This is a genomic window from Pseudomonadota bacterium (genome assembly GCA_016195085.1).
Lineage (GTDB): Bacteria > Pseudomonadota > Alphaproteobacteria > SHVZ01 > SHVZ01 > JACQAG01.
Window position 1 is genome coordinate 48,091 of the sequence record JACQAG010000059.1, and the last position, 17,705, is coordinate 65,795.

A 17,705-nucleotide genomic window follows, 5' to 3' on the forward strand; every position below is an offset into this window, starting at 1 on the left:
GCGGCCGACGCCCTGACCGGCCGTAATGCTGCGATCCTGCGATGGGTCACTCTAAGCAAAAACATGACCATGGCTCGGGGCATCGTCAAGTTACGATCCGACGACGGCCGGCTCGGCCGGAACCGGTGCCGCTTCGGGGATCTGCGGCCGGGCGGCCCGGGCGCCGGCCAAGGACTCGGCGAGGCCGGCCGCCACCAGGCGATGACAATGGTGCGCCAAGGCCTTCCGCGAGCCCTGTTCATCCAAGCTGGTCGCGGGATGGAAGCGGATCTCCACCGTCGCCATGCCGAGCCCCAGCATGAACCAGGCATGGGCAAGGAGACCCATGTCGCCGTACCAAGCATAGAGCGGTCGGAATTCGCGGCCGAGCGGCATGCCATTCAGCCGCACGAAGGCGACCGACACGGGCTGCACGACGATCGTCCGTCCCGGCCGCGGGCCCTCCGCGGCGGCAAAGAGCGCGCTCTTGAACGGCAGCACGCGGTTGCCGTCGGAAGAGGTTCCCTCCGGAAACAGAATGATGTTGTCGCCCCGCGCCAGCCGCTCGGACATCTCGTCGCGGTGCTGGGAGCTCATGCTGCGCCGACGGTTGACGAAGACCGATCGCTGCAGGCGTGCCAAGGTGCCGAACAAAGGCCAGCCGGCGATCTCGCTCTTGGCGACGAAGGAGCCGGGGATGAGCGCGCCCAGGATCGGAATGTCGAGGTAGCTCGTATGATTGCAGGCGAACAGCACCGGGCGCGCTTCAACCATCTGGCCAAGCACCCGCAAGCTGACCCCTAAGAGCGGCAGGCAGGATCGGTGATAGAAGAGCGGCAGGCGCTCCGCCAGGCGCCAGCCCGCGGCGACGGCGAGCACCTGTAGCGGCATCAGCATGAGCGTCCAGAGCACATAGGCGAGAGCCCGCCAGGCGGCCAGCGCCGTCGATCCGATATCCGGCATTCCCTTGGGCCTCAAGCCTGCCCTCCAGCCAGGGCGATGCGGCCCAGGGAGCGCCGCCGGAGACCGACACGCTTGGCCGCGTGGGCGATCAGGCTGGCCGTCCGCCTATTCCCGCTCGCGCTTGATCGGGACGCCGAAGAGCTCCAGTCGATGGTCGACCAGACGATAGCCCAGCTTCTCGGCGATCTGGCGCTGCAGAGCCTCGATTTCCTCATTCTTGAACTCGATGACCTTCCCGCTTTCGACGTCGATCAGATGGTCGTGGTGCGCCTGGGGCACTTCCTCGTAGCGCGAGCGGCCGTCGCCGAAGTCGTGGCGCTCGAGGATGTTCGCCTCCTCGAACAGCCGAACCGTGCGATAGACCGTAGCGATGGAAATGCCGGGATCGATGTCGGCGGCACGCCGGTGCACGAGCTCCACGTCGGGATGATCGGTCGAGTCCGACAGCACGCGGGCGATGACGCGCCGCTGCTCGGTCATTCTCAGGCCTTTCTGAATGCACAAATCCTCGAGTCGAGACGGCACGGGTGCATGCTCTCCGTCTGTTGCCGCGAGGTCGGGGGATTATAGACGACCGCCTGGCCCGAGGCTAACGGCCGAGCCCGACGCCGTCGATGCCCAACCACCGGGCACCGGCGCATGCGTTCGGCCGTGCCCGGGCGATCGCCGGTGTTACTTGCTGGCGCCACGCCGCCTGGCGCGGGTGCCGAGGCCGATGTCCTTGGCGAGCTTGCTCCGCTGCAAGGCATAGTTCGGCGCCACCATCGGATAATCCGGCGGCAATCCCCAGCGTTCCCGATATTCTTCCGGAGTCATGTTGAAGGCGGTCTTCAGATGCCGCTTCAGCATCTTCAGCTTCTTGCCGTCTTCCAGGCAGATGATGTAGTCCGGCGTCACCGACTTCTTGATCGCCACGGCCGGTTGCGGCCGCTCGGCGACCGGCTGCGCCGGTTGTCCCAGCGAAGACAACGACGCGTAGACCTGTTGGATGAGTTGCGGCAGGTCGGTAACACCGACGGTGTTGTTGGACACATGCGCGGCGACAATATCGGCCGTCAGTGTCAGCAGCTCGTTGTTATCGGTTCGGTCGGCCATTTCTGAATTCCCCGTATCCGGAAGATTGGCGGTAATATAGTTCCCGGGTGCGACAACTTCAATCTATAATCAAGAGCCTTTATAATTCGTAAGATTTCAGCACAACATCTTGCGCATCTTCTTTGTTTGTGGAATTGCCGGCCGGCAGCGGAGGCATCGCCTGCGGCTTTTCCCGGGTGAGGGGATTGTCTGCGTGTCGTCGGCGACCCGTTACTGGCAGGATGAGGTCGAACCCGACGCCTAAGACCTAAGGCCGGTGGTCAGGTTCGATGTCGCGGCGCATGGTGAGCGCCGCCACGCGCCGCCCCATCTGATCGCGGTAATAACCCGGTCGGCGTCCCACGACGACGAAGCCGAAGCTCTTATAGAGCACCTGACCCGGCAGATTGTCCTCGGCGACTTCGAGGAACATGTGCCCGGCACCCCGTTGCCGGGCGCGGGCGCAGGATTCCGCCAAGAGCCGGCGCGCATGGCCTTCGCGGCGGCGCTCCGGCAAGACGCCGAGGGTCAACAGCTCCGCCTGCTCGCCCACCACCTGGCACACGGCAAATCCCACCGACACCCGGCCGCGTTGCAAGGTGGTGCGGCAGATGAGCGCGAAGGCGCCGGGCAAAGACAGCATCCGCCCGAAACCGACCCGGCCCCAGGGGTCGTCGAAGCATTGGCCCTGCAGCCAAGCCAAGGTCGCGGTATCGGACTGGATCGCCGCCACGATGGCGGGGTCGGTAACCGCGCTCATCGCGTCCTCGCCGCGGTCGGCATGGTCACATCGGGAGCGTGGAGATAGAGCGGCGTTCCCGGACGCGCCGCATCGCTCCCGTGGCGAAGGGCGGCGATGCGCGCGACCAGCGCCGCCTCGGGCAGGCGCACGCCTTCGGCAATGCTGAAAGCGCGGCCCCGAAGGCTCGCCGCCAGCCGGTCGGCACCGTCGCCGGCGATGAGGAGCGGGCCGGAAGGCGCCCATGCCTCGAAGCGCTCGGGTGCCACCGCCTGCGGCTCGGTCAAGGGCTGAAGTGCCGGGGTGAAGGCCTGCAGATACAAATCCCGGCGCTTGGTCTCCAGCGCCACCACCAATGTCCGGCCCCGGCGCAGGGCAGCCTCGGTCGCCGCCGCCACCGCTTCCAGCGTGGTCACGCCGGCAACCGGCCGTTTGGCGCCCAGCGCCAAGCCATGCGCGGCAGCAAGACCGATGCGAAGCCCGGTGAACGCTCCCGGCCCGATGGTGACCGCGATCAGATCGAGTGCCGGAAAGCCGATGGTGGCCGCTGCCATGGTCGCTTCGATCATGGGTAAGAGACATTCCGCCTGTCCCCGCTCGCCGGCTTGGTGCCGCTCGGCTTTGAGCTGGCCCGCGGCGACGAGCGCGACCGAGCAACCGGAGAGCGCGGAATCCAGACCAAGCACCGTGATCGACGACATCCGCTCCTCGCGCCAGCCTGCCCACCGGCTCTGCCGATGCGGGCGCCCCTCAACATAGGCGAGGGCAACATAGGCGAGGGCACGGGCTCGGTCGAGGTTGAATGGCTCTTCCACGCGCCAACCCAGCGGTTCCCGGCGGCGGGTGCGTGCTATTCGATTCGGCAAACCTCCTCGAAGGCGAAGCGCGGGCTGCGGGGAAAGAGACCGGCGGGATCGCCGTGGCCGAGGTTGACGAGAAAGTTCGAGCGCACCGAGCTGTTCGCAAAGAATGCGGCATCGACCTTGGCATTGTCGAATCCCGACATGGGGCCGCAATCCAAGCCCAGCATGCGCGCCGCGATGATGAAATAGGCACCTTGCAGGGTGCCGTTGCGGAAGGCGGTCGCCTCGACATCGGGCTTGCCTTCGAACCAGGAACGGGCGGTCGGATCGTGGGGAAAGAGACGCGCCAGGTGCTCGTAGAACTTGAGGTCGTGGGCGATGATGGCGGTGACCGGAGCCGCCATGGTCTTGGCGAGGTTGCCGGAGGAAAGCGCCGGCTTCAACCGCTCCTTCGCTTGCCGCGAGCTGACGAAGACGACGCGCAGGGGCGAGCAGTTGGCGCTGGTCGGCCCCATGCAGGCGAGCTCGTAGACAGCACGCAGCCGCTCCTCGCCGATCGGCTCATTGCGCCAGGCGTTGTGGGTCCGCGCCCGGCGAAAAGCCAGGTCGAGCGCTTGATCGTCGGCTGTCGCCATGGAACCTACCCCGCCCCGGAGACATGAAAAGCCCGTCCAGAGCGCTACTCTGGACGGGCATGCCGATCGCATACAAGCCTCTGGGCCGCTTCCGGCCCACGGGCGGACCTACATGACGGCGCGCACCTCGGTCACCTCGGGGATATAGTGCTTCAGCATGTTCTCGATCCCCATCTTCAAGGTGGCGGTCGAGCTCGGGCAGCCGGAGCAGGAGCCCTGCAGGTGCAGGGACACCACGCCGTTCTCGAAGCTCTGGAAGATGATGTCGCCGCCATCCTGGGCGACCGCCGGCCGAACCCGCGTCTCCAAGAGCTCCTTGATCTGGGCCACGATCTCGCTGTCCTCGCCGGCATCGCCATCCGCCGCCGCCGCTGCTTCGGCAATCATAACGGGCTTGCCGTGCGTGAAGTGCTCCATGATGGCGCCGAGGATGGCGGGCTTCAGCACCGCCCAGTCCTTGTCGTCGTCCTTGGTGACGGTCACGAAGTCGCTGCCGAGGAAGACGCGCTCGACGCCGGCAATGGCGAAGACGCTCTCGGCCAGGGGCGAGCGCGCCGCCGCGTCCCGATTGGCGAAATCCGCCGTGCCCTTCGCCAGCACCTCGCGGCCGGGCAGGAACTTCAAGGTCGCCGGGTTCGGCGTATATTCGGTCTGGATGAACATCTGGAGACCCTCCGCGCGGGAATCGGCTCTTGGAGCCGCGCCGGCGCCATAGTAACCGGTTCACTGCATAAATGGGCTATTCTTGGTGGAGGATCAACCCCGGCTCCGGGATCCGGCTGGTTCGGCCGGGGCCTAGGAGCCTGCATCCCGTGCGGTAGAAATTCCAAGCATGGCGCCCGATATGGCGGTGGCAACACCTTTGGCAGCTTCCGGCCGGGCCGAACCGGCGCTCTTGGAATGGCTCCTGAGAGAGGGGCCGCGCATCGAGTCGCCGGGCGAGCTCCTGTTCGAGCTTTGCAATCGCTTGCTGGCGGCCGGCGTGCCCTTGATGCGGGCGACCTGCACCGTGCGCACGCTGCATCCGACGCTCATCGGCACCACCATGATTTGGCGCAAGGGCGAGGACTGGCCGACGGAGATTGGGCTCCTGCATGGAATCGAAGAGACGCAGCAGTTCAAGGAAAGCCCGCTGCCGGCCATCTATGAGGGAGCGGCGGCCATTCGCCGGCGCCTCGATATCCCCGGAGCCGTGCTCGACTATCCGATCCTGGCCGATCTCAAGGCCGAGGGTGCGACCGACTATGTGGCGCTGCCGCTGGTGTTCTCCGACGGGCTCATCAACTTCCTGACCTGGACCTCGGACAGGCCGGGCGGCTTCACCACCCAGCACCTCAAGGTACTCTACGATCTCATGCCGGTGCTGGCGCTGGTTCTGGAAACCCGCGCCCGGCAAGTCATGACCACGACCTTGCTGACGACATATCTCGGCGGCGACGCCGGACGCCGGGTGCTCGAAGGCGCCATCCGCCGCGGCAACGGCGAGACCATCCGCGCCGTCATCTGGCTGTGCGATCTGAGGGGCTTCACCGCGATGTCGGACGCGCTGCCGCGCGACACGCTGATCGCCGTGCTCAACGACTATTTCGAGCGCATGGTGCTGGCCGTCGAAGGCCAGGGCGGCGAGGTCCTCAAGTTCATGGGCGACGGCCTGCTCGCGATCTTTCCGATCGACGGCGAGGCGAAGCATGCGGCCACCGCCGCGCTCGCCGCGGCCGCCGACGCGCAGACGCGCATGGCGCGGCTGGCCGAGGAGCGGCGCGCCAAGGGCAAGGCAGAGCTCCGCTTCGGCCTGGCGCTGCATGTCGGCGACCTAATCTACGGCAATATCGGCAGCCGCCGCCGCCTGGATTTCACCGTGATCGGTCCCTCGGTCAACATGGCGAGCCGCATCGAGGCCCTGACCAAGGTGCTGCGGCGCGCGGTGCTGGCCTCGGCCGAGTTCGCCGAAGTCTATCAAGGCCCGCTCACCTCGCTCGGATTCCACGTGCTCCGGGGCTTCACCGAACCGGTGGAGATCTTCACGCTGCCGGAAGACGTGCCGGAGCCGGGCTATGGTTGAGCCATCCGGCATCGGCGGCGGCTAGAAGCAGTCATGCGTCCTTCGGCAGCGCTTTCTTGGCTCCAGCACCAGTGGCGCCAATACCGCGCCGGTGCCATCGACCAGCGGATCGTCGGCGCCGGGCTGACGCTGGCGACGCTGTCCTTGCTGGCGAAGGCGGTTGGGCTGGCGCGCGAGGTGGTCGCAGCCGCGCTGTTCGGCACCGGCGATGCCATCGACGCCTATGTCATCGCCACCTTGGTGCCGGTGTCGCTGACCGGAATCCTCTGCGGCGCCTTTCAATTCGCCTTCATCCCCGCCTATCGCAGAGCCCTCGATCGCTCCGGCGAAGCGGCAGCCGAGCGCTTGCTCGCCGGCGCCAGCGCCGTCGCCTTCTCGCTCCTGGTGCTGGCGACCTTGGCCATGGTGGCGACCGCACCTTTCTATCTGCCCTGGCTCACCTCGGGCTTCGATGGCCCGAAGCGCCTGCTGACGGAGAGCCTCTTGCGGTGGATGGCGCCCTACGTCGTCATCAACGGCGTCGGCTATATCTGGGCCGGCGTGCTGGTGGCCCGTCGCAGCTTCGCGCTGACCGCACTGGTTCCGGCCACGACACCGGTGGTCATGACGGTACTGCTGCTCGCTGAGGGAAGGGAGCTCGGCGTCCTCGCCCTGGTGCTGGGAGCGCTGGCGGGCATGGTCATCGAGGCGGTGCTGCTGGGTGCCGGCCTCAGGCGCCAGGGGGTGGGCCTGGTGCCGCGCTGGAGTGCCGTCGGCCCCGAGCTTGCAGCGGTCGGCAGAGAATATGCGGTGATGCTGGCCGCCTCGCTGCTGATGGGCGGCTCGCTGCTCATCGACCAGGCGATGGCCGCCAGCCTGGATGCCGGCAGCGTCGCCAGCATCGGCTATGCATCGAAGCTGGTGGCCGCCGTGCTGCATCTGGCGACGCTCGCCTTGGGCTCGGCGGCTGCACCCTACTATGCAGGCCTGGCCGACGAGGCCGGCGCCGCCTTGATCCATCGCGTCAGGCGGCATCTCCTATGGGTCGTCGCCGCTGCCATGCCGGTGACCCTGGTGCTGATCCTCCTGTCCGAGCCGGCGGCGCGCCTCATGTTCGAGCGCGGCGCGTTCACCGCCGAGAGCACGTCCCAAGTGGCGGCGGTGCAAGCCGCCTACTTCGCGCAGCTTCCCGCCTTCGCGGCCACCGTGCTGCTGGTTCGCCTGGCGGCTTCCCTCTCGCTGGCACGGCTCATCCTCGCCATGGCGGCGCTTAATCTCGCCCTCAAGCTCGCCCTCAATTATTGGCTGATGCAGAAGCTGGGCGCGGTCGGCATCGCGGCGGCGACCCTGCCGGCAACCGCGATCTGCGCCGGCTTCCTTTATGGCTGCATGCGACGGACCGAACGGCCGGACGCGGCACCGGAGATCGCCTAGCCGATCTCCCGCGGTGGCAAAAAACCAAACGCGCAGCCTAGGAGGTGCGGATGTTGGAGCTGAGGCCGAACTGCGAATACTGCGACAAGGATTTGCCGCCGGAAGCGACCGATGCCCGGATCTGCAGCTATGAATGCACCTTCTGCGTCGCTTGCGTCGACACCGTGCTCAGCAATGTCTGCCCCAACTGCGGCGGCGGGTTCGTTCCGAGACCGATCCGGCCGGCGAGCGAGCGGCGCAAGGGCGTCAGCCGGAGCCAGCACAAGGCCTCGACGAAGCGGGTCCATCTCAAATGGGACCGCGCAGAGCTGGGGCTTTTCGTAGACGGCATTCGCGACATTCCGCCGGAACGCCGCTAGAAGACATTCATGTAATGTTCATATGGAACTTGCTACAAAATGCGCGGTCCTAGCTCTCTCGCGCACACGTCACGGGGGACGGTGAATTCGCGCCGGCATGTCCGCCTCGCCATCAAGGCCCGATCGCCCGCAGCGTGCACCACGGCGCACAGGTGATCCGCGCGCGCTCGATTGGGAGAGGATCGAGTTTTGGACGGCAAAGGTTGTCGAGAAAGACCTTCTGTCGATCGGCGATGTCTTCATCGCGGCGGGCGCGGATTTGCCCGAGGTCGTTTGGAGCCCTAAGGCCCATGATCTCGCTGCGCCACCTCTGAGCTTTCTTTCGGGACATTGGTCGAGCCTCTCCGACGGCGGCCTTCCGCACATCAGGCAGATCGATCCCCTCGAGCTGCGTCCAGCGCTCGGCTATGTCATGCTGCTCGACGCGGTCGACGGCGGCCGCGATTTCCGCTACCGGCTCTATGGCAGCAAGATCGCGCAGATCTCGAACCTCGACATGACCGGCCGGCTGCTCTCCGAGCATCCCGCCAGCACCTACGTCGCCGAATTCGGGATCGCGGTCTATCGGGCGGCACTCATCCGACGCGAGTCCATCTACACGACCCGTAAGCCGACGATGGCGGAGTTCACCGCATGTTGGCAGCGGCTTGCGATGCCGCTTGTCGATGACAGCGGTGCCGTGGTGCGTCTGCTGGCAGCTACGGTCGCCATCGGGGGCGACGGGGTAATGATCCGGAGCGGATCCGGGGCGTTCGCCTAGCTAGGGGCTGTAACTTTCACAAGAGGACGTTCCCCGAGGTCCTTGGTCGGCCGGATTTCGACATTGGAGCGCTGCTTGCAGCAGAGAACCTAGTTGATCACCGATAGCTGGGAGTATCCTGCCTCTCAGTTTGTCGCTTGCTGCTTAGTGGTGTCCGACACGATCCAATCTTTATTGGATGGTGGTTGTCGCGGCTGAGAGGTCATGGTTCTATCGCCCTTTCCCATACTCCGCGATGATGACGTGCTCGCCCTCGCCAACATGAGCGAGGTCATCGCCGTCATCGAAAAGTGCCTTCGCGCGAAACAGGCTGGGCGCTTGATCGCGCCGCCACGACACTCCATCTCCTTCGGTAGTAGCGGGAGCCTTGTATTCACTATCGGCGGCATATCCGATATGGGTAGCGGTGGCGTCGCGGGATTCCGCGCATATGAAACGTTTACCGGCGCCGGCATTCAGCGCGCCCAGTTCGTGGCCGCTTGGGACACCGTCAGCGGGAATTTTCTCGGAGTCGTTATTGGAGATATGCTTGGCGCGTTGCGCACTGGCGCGATCGGAGGAGTAGCAGTCAAGCACCTCTCGCGTGTAGACGCCTCAATATGTGCCGTCATCGGCAGCGGTCGACAAGCAGAGACGCAGCTTCTCGCGGCTGCCGCGGTTCGCCGGCTCGCTCTCGTTCGAGTCTACAGTCGTAACCCCGCAAAGCGTGACGCCTTCGTCCGGCGTGTGGCCGCCAAGGTAAATCTCCGCGTGGAACCCGCGTCCGAAGCGCGCGAGGCAGTCAAGGACGCCGATATCGTGTTGTGCGCGACAGACAGTGCGACGCCCGTCATTGACACCGGGTGGTTGTCGCCCGGAGCGCATGTCAATACCGTTGGACCCAAGCTATCGAGCCGCCACGAAATGCCCCTCGAGATTGGATCCCTAGCAGCGCTCATCGCGACGGACGCCCCTGAGCAGATGCGCTCTCTGTCGGAGCCATTTTTCCTTGAGAAGACTCCAGGCTGGAACGATGTGCGGGATCTCGCCAACATCGTAGGTGGCGGACAATATGGCCGAGAGGACAGGGATATTAGTTTGTTCTGCTCTGTCGGACTCGCAGGCACTGAGGTCGTTGTCGCAGAGCATTTGCTGCGACGAGCAGCGACGTAAACATCTCGCTGAGCTTGTCGAAATTCATCGTTGAACAAGTACATTCCACAACCGCTTACCTGCCAATGCCTCGGTGGTGGCGACCCGGCTCGCGTTAATCGGCCCGGAAATTTGCACCATGCGCTTGTATTTGGGCTCAGGTCGTTACTTTCTAGAGTCGTCTGTGAAGAATGCGACCCGAGCCTGATTTAGGTGCGGGGCCGGTTGAGGCGCATCCGGGTCAGACGGATTGGGAGCACTTGAGCGGCTGGTGAATGCGAGCTAGAACCAGGCACACAAGAGCTCCGCCAGCCAGCGCAAAAGCAGGCGGAAGTTGAAGCCGACGGCGGCGAGGAGCGCATTGATGCGGTCGCCGTCGCGGCCCTTGAGGTGATTGCGGCCCATCCCTTGATCGGCCTTGAGGTGGCCAATCACGGGCTCGGCGGCGGCGCGACGCAGCATCTCGCGGCGAATGGCACGGGAGACGCGGCGAACCTGGCCCGAGATCCAGCTCCTGAAGCGGTTGGGATGGTTGTGGCCGCGATAGCCCCCCGCCTTCGCAGGGGCAGGCTCTTGTCGACATGGATGCGGTGAGCCTCAACGCCAATGAGCCGTTCCATGTCGGCGACCATAGGGCCCAGAGTGTGGCCGTCGAACGGGTTGCCATACAGCGCCTTCACATGCAGCACGAACTGGCCGCCCCAGAGCGTGCCGAAGGAGGGCTTGGTGACCGGCGTGGCGACGGAGACCTTGCAGCCGAACTCGTAGGGGCGAGAGCTGTCAATTCGCGACATTCCCCCGGAACGTCGCTAGCCGCACGTATTCGCCACGGCGCGTCACGAACGGGCTTGTAATCGGTTCACAGTGCTTCGACCGCTGTTTTCCGTGGCACCCCCATAAGGATGCGGTGAGGTCGGTTTCCTTGTGATGGTTTGAGGTTGAAGGTCGCTGGTTTGGTCGGGGGCACTTCGCCCCTTCGATCACGGTCCGGCTGCGGCGAAGCGACCAGCGAACAACCGGAAGATTGAGGCTTCGGGGTAAGCCGTCGGCAGCCAGACGCGGATGCGGGCGGCGCTCTCTACCACACGGGCGGCTACTTTGATCAGCCGAAGCCGCAGCATGGTGAACTCAGCGGTCTTCCAGCATGAGCGCCTGGGAGAGGCGGCGCGCAGCGTGTGCAATAGCCAGTAGGCCGCGGTGTGCAGGATGAGGCGGAATTGGTTGGCGCGTGGGCGGCGGCAGGATGTGCGATCCGAGGCAAGCTGGGCCTTGTGCAGCTTGATGAAGTTCTCGGCCTGGCCGCGTCCGCAGTAGACAGTCTCATAGAGGTGCTCGGGCGAACCGGCGAGGGTGGTGACGACGTAGCGCACATCGAAGCCCTTTGCGGTGGCTTCGAGGCGGGCAATGACGCGGCGCGGCTTGGTCCAGCTCTTCGCCCCATAGCCGAAGGTCGTCCACGTTCGGCTCCTGGCGTCCCCGGCCTCGGCGCGGCGCACGTAGAGGTCGTCGGCGACGGCCCGGACCTGGGCATGCAGAATGTCGTTGCCGGCGAGCCCGAAGATGTAATCGACGCCGTTCGCCTCGCACCACGCCGTCGCTTCAGGCCGGGCGTAATGGCTGTCGCCGCGCCAGCAGATGCGGGTATCGGGCCATTGGCGGCGGATACGGCGGACGACGTGCTTGATGATGGTGCGGACCTCTGTTCCTGCGGGCGTCTTGCCGGGCCGCAGGATGACGACCACAGGCTTGCCGGTCGTCGCCTCGTAGATGTGGATCGGCAGGAAGCAGCGCTCGTCGTAATGGGCATTGAAGAGCGAGAGCTGCTGGTGCCCATGGACCCGATCGAGCGTATCGTCGATGTCGAGGGTGATCGCCTCGGGTGAGCGCTTCCATGTGGCGCAGAACAGATCGACCATCGCCGCCATCATCCGCGCGATCTCGATCTTCGAGGGCGCATTCTCCAGGCGTGACATGGTCGGTTGCGAGCACAGCCCTGAGCCGGTTTCAGGCAGTCGCCCAACCGCCATCTTGAATACCGGGTCCGCACGCAAGGTGTCGCAGTCGTCCGCGTCCTCGTAGCCCGCCGCCATCGAAGGCTGCTGTCACCTTCTTGCGCGCTACCGCTGGCAGGTCAAAGGGGAGAAGACTATCATCGGCCATGGTGGTGAGGTGCTCCCTTGATCAATGCGTGCATCCTCCTGCAGCACCGGAATCATGTCGCACATTCACGGTCGGAGCTACTGCTGCCACCTAGCTTCTTCGTCGTCTGGGGAGATGACGATATGCAGGGTGCCGACGAGGTAATCGAGTGAGGCGGCGGGAATTTATCACTGTTGCCGCCGCCGGCACGCTCGCGCGCCCGCGTGTCGGGCTCGCTCAACAAGCGGTGCCGGCTCAACGCATCGGCGTCTTCATTCCGTTCGCCGAAAGTGATCGCACCCAGCAGCAATATTATCTCGGCTTCAAGGAGAAGCTGAGGCACCTGGGCTGGGTCGAAGGCCGGACGGTCGAGTTCATCGAGCGCTGGCGCCCCGGCGCGTCGATCGCCGATTTCCAATCCACAGCCGCAGAGCTGGTCAACCAAGGTCCGGATCTGATCTTCTTGGTCAGCACGCCGGCGCTCAAAGCGGTGGCGGCGGCGACCGGCTTGATCCCGATCGTCTTCGTCGGCGTCTCCGACCCGGTGGGACAGGGCCTGATCTCGAATCTGGCCCGTCCCGGCCGCAACCTCACCGGATTCACCTTCTTCGACCCAGAGATGGGCGGCAAATGGCTGGGATTGTTGAAGGAAATGGCTCCTCGGGTGGTGCGGGTCCGGGTCGTTTTCAACCCCAACACGGCGCCGCAGGCAAAGCTGTTCCTCGATTCGATCGAGGCGGCGGCAGCGTCATTCGGCGTCGTCGCCAATGCCGCTCCCGTGCACGACGCGGCGGAGATCGAGGCGACACTCGGCGCGCTGGAGCGCGAAGCCAATGGCGGCCTGTTTTTCCCCTCCGACACTTTCACCATCAACCATCGCGCCCTCGTCCTCGGTCTGACGACGCGCTATCGTCTGCCGGCGCTCTATGCGCACGACTTCTTCACACGTGAGGGCGGCTTGGCCTCCTACAGCGTCGCGGTCGCCGCGCAATACGTGCAGGCGGCCGAATATGCCGACGTCATCCTCAAGGGCGCCTTTGCGGGCGATCTGCCGGTGCAGCAGCCGACGAAGTTCGAGTTGGTCATCAATCTCAAGACCGCGAAGGCGCTCGGCCTCGGCGTGCCACAGTCGCTGCTCGCGCTCGCCGACGAGGTGATCGAATAAGCGACGGCCATGCCGTGAGCGAGTCTCGCCATGCGTGGCAGCCCGCGACCCCATCGTCTAGCTCAATTTAGAACCGCTGATGTTGAGTCCGATCAATGGACTCGGCGCTGTCACCCGCCCGATTTACCGCTCCGTCACGAATAATCCAGGCTAGTCCTCTAAGGCCTGAGGAAGCCGACGATGTCGTGGGTCTTCCTCAGGATCGGCGCGGCGCTTTCCCGCGCCCGCTCCGCGCCGTCGCGCAGCACGCTATCGACGTAGCCCGGATCCGCTTTCAGCCTTTGCATCTCCGCGTTGATCGGGCCCAGGACCGAGACCGCGAGCTCGGCCAGCGCGCTCTTGAACTCGGAGAACTGCTTGCCGGCGAAGCGCCTCAAGGCATCGGCGCTGTCGATGTCGGCGAGCCCGGCATAGATGCCGATGAGATTCGCCGCCTCCGGCCGCTTCTCCAGCTCCGCCAGCGAGTCCGGCAAGGGATGGGGATCGGTTTTCGCCCGGCGGATCTTGTTGGCGATGGCGTCGCGATCGTCGGTCAGGTTGATCCGGCTCATGTCGGAGGCATCCGATTTGCTCATCTTCTTGGTGCCGTCGCGAAGGCTCATGATGCGCGCACCCGGACCCAGGATCAGCGGTTCCGGCAACGGGAAGAACTCGATGTTGAACATGCTGTTGAAAGCCTTGGCGATGTCGCGGGTGAGCTCGACATGCTGCTTCTGGTCATCACCCACCGGCACCGCATCGGCGTGATGCACGAGAATGTCGGCGGCCATCAGGTTGGGATAGACGTAGAGTCCCGTGGTGACGTTCTCTTGGTTCTTTCCGGCCTTGTCCTTGAACTGCGTCATCCGGTTGAGCCAGCCTAGCCGCGCCACGCAGTTGAAGATCCAGCCGAGCTCGGCGTGCTCGTGCACCTGGCTCTGGTTAAAGAGGATATGAGTCTTGGCATCGATGCCGGCCGCCATGTAGGCGGCCGCCACCTCGCGGGTGGCCGCGCGCAGCTCGGCCGGGTCCTGCGGGATGGTGATGGCATGCAGATCGACGACACAGAAGATGCAGCGGGCGCGGTCCTGCAGCTTCACCCAGTTCCTGAGCGCGCCGAGATAGTTGCCGAGGTGCAGATTCCCGGTTGGCTGCATGCCGGAGAAGATGAGGTTCATCGTTGTTGCTCCTCCACGCGGATCCCCTGAGCGCATAACAAAAGACCCACCGAGAGATCGTCCAGGTGGGCCGGTTACCAGCGACGAAGATGGACTCGGATCAGCCCTCGCACCTGCCCAAAGAGCGCCGCCACCAGCGAAGGGCGGAGCGGAAGGCGACGGCCAAGGCGGGACGGGTCGCGGACATGGCCTCTCTTTAGCCGTCTTGGCTCGGCTCCGTCAACCGCGGGGAGCGGCTGAGGAAGCTGCGGAGTTCGGCCGGCCGCGCGGCACCGGTGGCCAGCACCAGAAGCGCAAAGGCGAGGCCGCCGGCGCCGATCAGGAGTACCAGCGCCCCGATGCTCTCCAGCCCGTGCCCCATCAGCATGGGCTCGGCCAAGCCCGCGGCCCACCAGACGAAGCCGCCCATGCCGAGGGCGGCCAGAGCCAGCCGCGGCAGCCGCCTTGTCGCTTCGGCGTCCAGGTGGAACTGGCCGCGACGGGCGAGCCCGGCCCAGAGCAGGCCCGCATTCAGCCAGGCGGCGATCGAGGTGCCGATGGCGATGCCGACATGGGCGAGATAGGGCATGAGGGCGAGAATGATCGCGAGGTTGGCGGCAATCGCCACGGCCGCGATCTTGACCGGCGTCGCCGTGTCGTGGCGCGCGAGGTAGCCCGGCGTCATCACCTTGATGAGCACGAAGGCCGGCAGACCCATGGCGAAGGCGGCGAGAGCGCGTGCGGTCAGGATCGCGTCCTCGGCGGAGAAGGCGCGGTGCTCGAACAGCACATGCACGATCGGCAGTGCCAAGGCGATGAGCCCTGCCGCGGCCGGCAAGGTGGCAAGGGCCGCCACCTCGAGCGCGCGGTTCTGGGTGGTGTTCGCCGCTTCGGGCTCGCGCGCGAGCTGCTGGGTCAGCAAGGGCAGGAGTGCGGTGCCGACGGAGTAGCCGACCACGCCCAGAGGCAGCTGCGCCACCCGATCGGCGTAATAAAGGTAGGCGACCGAACCGCCCGGCAGCAGGGTGGCCATCACCGTGCTGATGACCAGGCTCACCTGGGTCACGCCGGCCCCGAGCGTGGCCGGGACCATCAGCTTCAGCATCCGGCGGACATTGGGCGTGAGACGCGGCCTGACCAGCCGCAAGCGGACGCCGGCGCGTTTGGCGGCGTAGACGAGGTGGATGAACTGCGCGATGCCGGCCAGTGCCACGCCGTAGGAGAGCGCATGGGCGACGGTGGGCACGAAGGGGGTGATGGCGAAGAGGGCGGCGATCTGCACGAGGTTGAACAGGTTCGGCGCCGAGGCCATGGCGGCAAAGCGCCCGAGCGCGTTCAAGATGCTGCCGAGGAAGGCGACCAAGGTGATGAGCAGGAGGTAGGGAAACATCACCCGCCCGAACAGCAGCGCCGTGGCGACCTGCTCCCCATCCCCGGTGAAGCCCGGCGCGATCACGCTCAAGACCCAGGGCATCGCCCCTTCGACGGCCAGCACGAAAAGGCCGAGCACGGCGATGAGAACCGCCAGAGTCTCCTCGGCGAAGCTGAGCGCCGCCTGCCGGCCTTCGGTGGCGATGAGGCGGGCCAGCATCGGCACGAAGGCGGCCGAAAAGGCCCCTTCGGCCGAAAACGCCCGAAACAGATTGGGCAGCCGGAAGGTGACGATGAAGGCGTCCGCCAGGGGGCCAGCGCCGAGGAAGGCCGCGACCAGGATGTCGCGGATGAACCCCAAGACCCGGCTCGCCAGGGTGTAGCCGCCGACGGTGGCGATGGAGCGGAACAAGGACACGGGGCCAGCTCATAGCAGGTCGGCGCCAGGCTCGCCTAGGCGGCAGCCGCGCACGATCCTATCGATCGAAGGGGTTTGACAGGTTGTTGCGTCGTCGCATATACGTGAATCACGTATGTTCGAATGGGGCGAGGCGAAGAGCGAGAGATGCCGCAGCGAGCGCGGCTTTTCGTTCGAGACGGCGGCGCGTCATATCCGCGAGGAAAGCAAATCGGAGAGAACGCAATGCCTATCGTAAGGAAGTCCCTGGTGGAGCTGAAGAAGAGCAAGCCTAAAATCGATCGGGCGCGGGTGAAGGCGACGAGCGAAGCGGAAATCCGGCGCCAGGCCAGTGATGACGGCCATCCGGTCCTGACAGCGCGCGAGCTCAAGCGCGCGCGCCTGGTCGAGCCGCCGCATTCTGTTGACGTGCGGGCGATCCGCCGTCGGCAGCATTTGTCGCAGCGGGCCTTCGCGCTGAAATACGGATTCTCCCCACGAACGGTGCAGGAATGGGAACAGGGCCGAGCCAAGCCGGATCGTCCGGCCCGCCTGCTCCTGGCGATGATCGAACGAGCACCGGAGACTGTGGAGCGCGTGTTGCGGCGGCTGTAGCGTCGCGGCAAAAGCCGCCGGTCCGTTGGCTAATAATTTGCGCAGCCAGAATTAACCTGGCAATCTGAACCAATGGTTCTTAGTGAGCGGGCAAGACTCTATTTTGGGTGACGAAAAGCGCCGCAGCAGGACACTTCATTGCCGCAATGGCAACATTTTATTTCTTAATTCAGGGACATGAGAACAGGAAGCAGCCGAATAAAAGATTTATGCATAATAAAATTTCACTATTCGCATTTAGTTGACGCATCGAATCGCAAGCGCCATCTTGGTTTCGTTGACACGCATGAGTGGACTGGGCCTCAGCTTGAGGTTCGGAAAACCGTCGAAGCCTGAAGTTGGTTGCTTGCGACCACCGAGGGCGTGTTCTTACTGGCTAGATCGTGAACTCCGCCCGGCCGGGCGCCTTCACGATGGTTGGTAGTGATCCGTAGGTGCGAGGGACAAGCGAAGTTCGGAACGAAAGTTCTTTTTCGGCTATCCCGTTGTCAGAAAGCAAGCAGTCCCGTTGTCAGAAAGCAATCAGTGTTGGGCGCCGGCAGGGTAACCGTCCTGCCGGCGCTTTTTCTTCGCTCAAAAAATGAAATCGTTTGGAGCGATATTCACGTGGGTCGGAGCTGTTGAGGGCTCAGTCTGCCCATCGTGACAATTGGGATAGTCGCGGTTGAGCCCACCTCGCACCGGCACACAGTCGTAGTGAAAATTGTGACTGTACGCGGCACCTAGCCGGCTCTTAGCGCCCAACAAACAGCTATCTGCGTGAACCTTCTGGCGTACATGCCGGAAGTATCCGTGCCGCGCTTTTCCCGGGCTCTTAAAGAAAAGGCTCATCAGGGAATCGAGTGGGCGAATTGAGGGGTTGAAGGCGACCCGAAGCCACGTGGATATTGGGTTTTTGGGGTGTCGCCAGGTGCTGGGGTTTGGCATGCTGGCGGCATGGGCAGATCAGCGAAGCCGGCGCGGC

The 17,705-nt window shown here is 64.9% G+C and carries 16 protein-coding genes and 2 pseudogenes; 7 read left to right on the forward strand and 11 right to left on the reverse strand.

Features of this window, described 5'->3' with window-relative positions; translation table 11 throughout:
* Positions 1 to 90 precede the first annotated feature (90 nt).
* The 7 genes from HY058_17235 to HY058_17265 all read right to left on the reverse strand — a co-directional run bounded on the left by HY058_17235 (position 91) and on the right by HY058_17265 (position 4,856).
* Entirely contained in the window at positions 91 to 942 is an 852-nt protein-coding gene (locus tag HY058_17235) for a 1-acyl-sn-glycerol-3-phosphate acyltransferase (GenBank protein MBI3499041.1), read from the reverse strand.
* 105 nt (positions 943 to 1,047) lie between these two features.
* Positions 1,048 to 1,422: a transcriptional repressor gene (locus HY058_17240; GenBank protein MBI3499042.1), complete on the reverse strand. Its 375-nt coding sequence runs from the start codon at positions 1,420 to 1,422 to the stop codon at positions 1,048 to 1,050.
* 192 nt (positions 1,423 to 1,614) lie between these two features.
* Entirely contained in the window at positions 1,615 to 2,037 is a 423-nt protein-coding gene (locus HY058_17245; protein MBI3499043.1) for a MucR family transcriptional regulator, read from the reverse strand.
* Positions 2,038 to 2,284: 247 nt separating this feature from the next.
* Complete coding sequence (locus HY058_17250; protein MBI3499044.1) at positions 2,285 to 2,776, reverse strand: GNAT family N-acetyltransferase; 492 nt, start codon at positions 2,774 to 2,776, stop codon at positions 2,285 to 2,287.
* Positions 2,773 to 3,456, reverse strand: a complete 684-nt coding sequence (gene tsaB / locus HY058_17255) for a tRNA (adenosine(37)-N6)-threonylcarbamoyltransferase complex dimerization subunit type 1 TsaB (GenBank protein MBI3499045.1) — start codon at positions 3,454 to 3,456, stop codon at positions 2,773 to 2,775. The genes HY058_17250 and tsaB overlap by 4 nt, the downstream gene beginning before the upstream one ends.
* A 149-nt stretch (positions 3,457 to 3,605) precedes the next feature.
* Positions 3,606 to 4,193 (reverse strand): malonic semialdehyde reductase, encoded by a 588-nt coding sequence (locus HY058_17260; GenBank protein ID MBI3499046.1) that lies wholly within the window; start codon positions 4,191 to 4,193, stop codon positions 3,606 to 3,608.
* 108 nt (positions 4,194 to 4,301) lie between these two features.
* A complete protein-coding gene (locus HY058_17265) occupies positions 4,302 to 4,856 on the reverse strand; it encodes a NifU family protein (GenBank protein MBI3499047.1) in 555 nt (184 codons plus the stop codon).
* A 169-nt stretch (positions 4,857 to 5,025) separates the two neighbouring features.
* On the opposite strand from HY058_17265, the gene HY058_17270 reads away from it, so the two are divergent.
* The 5 genes from HY058_17270 to HY058_17290 all read left to right on the forward strand — a co-directional run bounded on the left by HY058_17270 (position 5,026) and on the right by HY058_17290 (position 9,939).
* A complete protein-coding gene (locus HY058_17270) occupies positions 5,026 to 6,255 on the forward strand; it encodes an adenylate/guanylate cyclase domain-containing protein (GenBank protein MBI3499048.1) in 1,230 nt (409 codons plus the stop codon).
* Between the two features lie 33 nt (positions 6,256 to 6,288).
* A complete protein-coding gene (locus HY058_17275) occupies positions 6,289 to 7,668 on the forward strand; it encodes a hypothetical protein (protein ID MBI3499049.1) in 1,380 nt (459 codons plus the stop codon).
* A gap of 50 nt (positions 7,669 to 7,718) precedes the next feature.
* Entirely contained in the window at positions 7,719 to 8,027 is a 309-nt protein-coding gene (locus HY058_17280; GenBank protein MBI3499050.1) for a DUF1272 domain-containing protein, read from the forward strand.
* Between the two features lie 259 nt (positions 8,028 to 8,286).
* Positions 8,287 to 8,787, forward strand: a complete 501-nt coding sequence (locus HY058_17285) for a PAS domain-containing protein (GenBank protein MBI3499051.1) — start codon at positions 8,287 to 8,289, stop codon at positions 8,785 to 8,787.
* A gap of 204 nt (positions 8,788 to 8,991) precedes the next feature.
* A complete protein-coding gene (locus tag HY058_17290) occupies positions 8,992 to 9,939 on the forward strand; it encodes an ornithine cyclodeaminase family protein (protein MBI3499052.1) in 948 nt (315 codons plus the stop codon).
* A gap of 261 nt (positions 9,940 to 10,200) precedes the next feature.
* Here HY058_17290 and HY058_17295 read toward each other — a convergent pair.
* Positions 10,201 to 10,691: pseudogene (locus HY058_17295) on the reverse strand (IS5/IS1182 family transposase).
* Between the two features lie 207 nt (positions 10,692 to 10,898).
* Positions 10,899 to 12,078: pseudogene (locus HY058_17300) on the reverse strand (IS1380 family transposase).
* A 148-nt stretch (positions 12,079 to 12,226) separates the two neighbouring features.
* Between HY058_17300 and HY058_17305 the strand changes: the two are divergent.
* The gene (locus HY058_17305) at positions 12,227 to 13,222 is read left to right on the forward strand and encodes an ABC transporter substrate-binding protein (protein MBI3499053.1); all 996 of its coding nucleotides are present in this window, start codon (positions 12,227 to 12,229) and stop codon (positions 13,220 to 13,222) included.
* 158 nt (positions 13,223 to 13,380) lie between these two features.
* On the opposite strand, the gene trpS is transcribed toward HY058_17305, so the two are convergent.
* A complete protein-coding gene (trpS, locus tag HY058_17310; protein ID MBI3499054.1) occupies positions 13,381 to 14,379 on the reverse strand; it encodes a tryptophan--tRNA ligase in 999 nt (332 codons plus the stop codon).
* A gap of 196 nt (positions 14,380 to 14,575) precedes the next feature.
* On the reverse strand, positions 14,576 to 16,147 hold the full coding sequence (gene murJ, locus HY058_17315) for a murein biosynthesis integral membrane protein MurJ (protein MBI3499055.1): 1,572 nt from the start codon (positions 16,145 to 16,147) through the stop codon (positions 14,576 to 14,578).
* A gap of 225 nt (positions 16,148 to 16,372) precedes the next feature.
* Here murJ and HY058_17320 point away from each other — a divergent pair, with 225 nt between their 5' ends.
* Complete coding sequence (locus tag HY058_17320; GenBank protein ID MBI3499056.1) at positions 16,373 to 16,741, forward strand: helix-turn-helix domain-containing protein; 369 nt, start codon at positions 16,373 to 16,375, stop codon at positions 16,739 to 16,741.
* The last annotated feature ends 964 nt before the right edge of the window (positions 16,742 to 17,705 follow it).

Bases quoted from the DNA above. Each gene is read 5' to 3' on its own strand.
- HY058_17235 (MBI3499041.1), bottom strand. From the start codon at position 942: ATGCCGGATATCGGATCGACGGCGCTGGCCGCCTGGCGGGCTCTCGCC.
- HY058_17240 (MBI3499042.1), bottom strand. From the start codon at position 1,422: ATGACCGAGCAGCGGCGCGTCATCGCCCGCGTGCTGTCGGACTCGACC.
- HY058_17245 (MBI3499043.1), bottom strand. From the start codon at position 2,037: ATGGCCGACCGAACCGATAACAACGAGCTGCTGACACTGACGGCCGAT.
- HY058_17250 (MBI3499044.1), bottom strand. From the start codon at position 2,776: ATGAGCGCGGTTACCGACCCCGCCATCGTGGCGGCGATCCAGTCCGAT.
- tsaB (MBI3499045.1), bottom strand. From the start codon at position 3,456: ATGTCGTCGATCACGGTGCTTGGTCTGGATTCCGCGCTCTCCGGTTGC.
- HY058_17260 (MBI3499046.1), bottom strand. From the start codon at position 4,193: ATGGCGACAGCCGACGATCAAGCGCTCGACCTGGCTTTTCGCCGGGCG.
- HY058_17265 (MBI3499047.1), bottom strand. From the start codon at position 4,856: ATGTTCATCCAGACCGAATATACGCCGAACCCGGCGACCTTGAAGTTC.
- HY058_17270 (MBI3499048.1), top strand. From the start codon at position 5,026: ATGGCGCCCGATATGGCGGTGGCAACACCTTTGGCAGCTTCCGGCCGG.
- HY058_17275 (MBI3499049.1), top strand. From the start codon at position 6,289: ATGCGTCCTTCGGCAGCGCTTTCTTGGCTCCAGCACCAGTGGCGCCAA.
- HY058_17280 (MBI3499050.1), top strand. From the start codon at position 7,719: ATGTTGGAGCTGAGGCCGAACTGCGAATACTGCGACAAGGATTTGCCG.
- HY058_17290 (MBI3499052.1), top strand. From the start codon at position 8,992: ATGGTTCTATCGCCCTTTCCCATACTCCGCGATGATGACGTGCTCGCC.
- trpS (MBI3499054.1), bottom strand. From the start codon at position 14,379: ATGAACCTCATCTTCTCCGGCATGCAGCCAACCGGGAATCTGCACCTC.
- HY058_17320 (MBI3499056.1), top strand. From the start codon at position 16,373: ATGCCTATCGTAAGGAAGTCCCTGGTGGAGCTGAAGAAGAGCAAGCCT.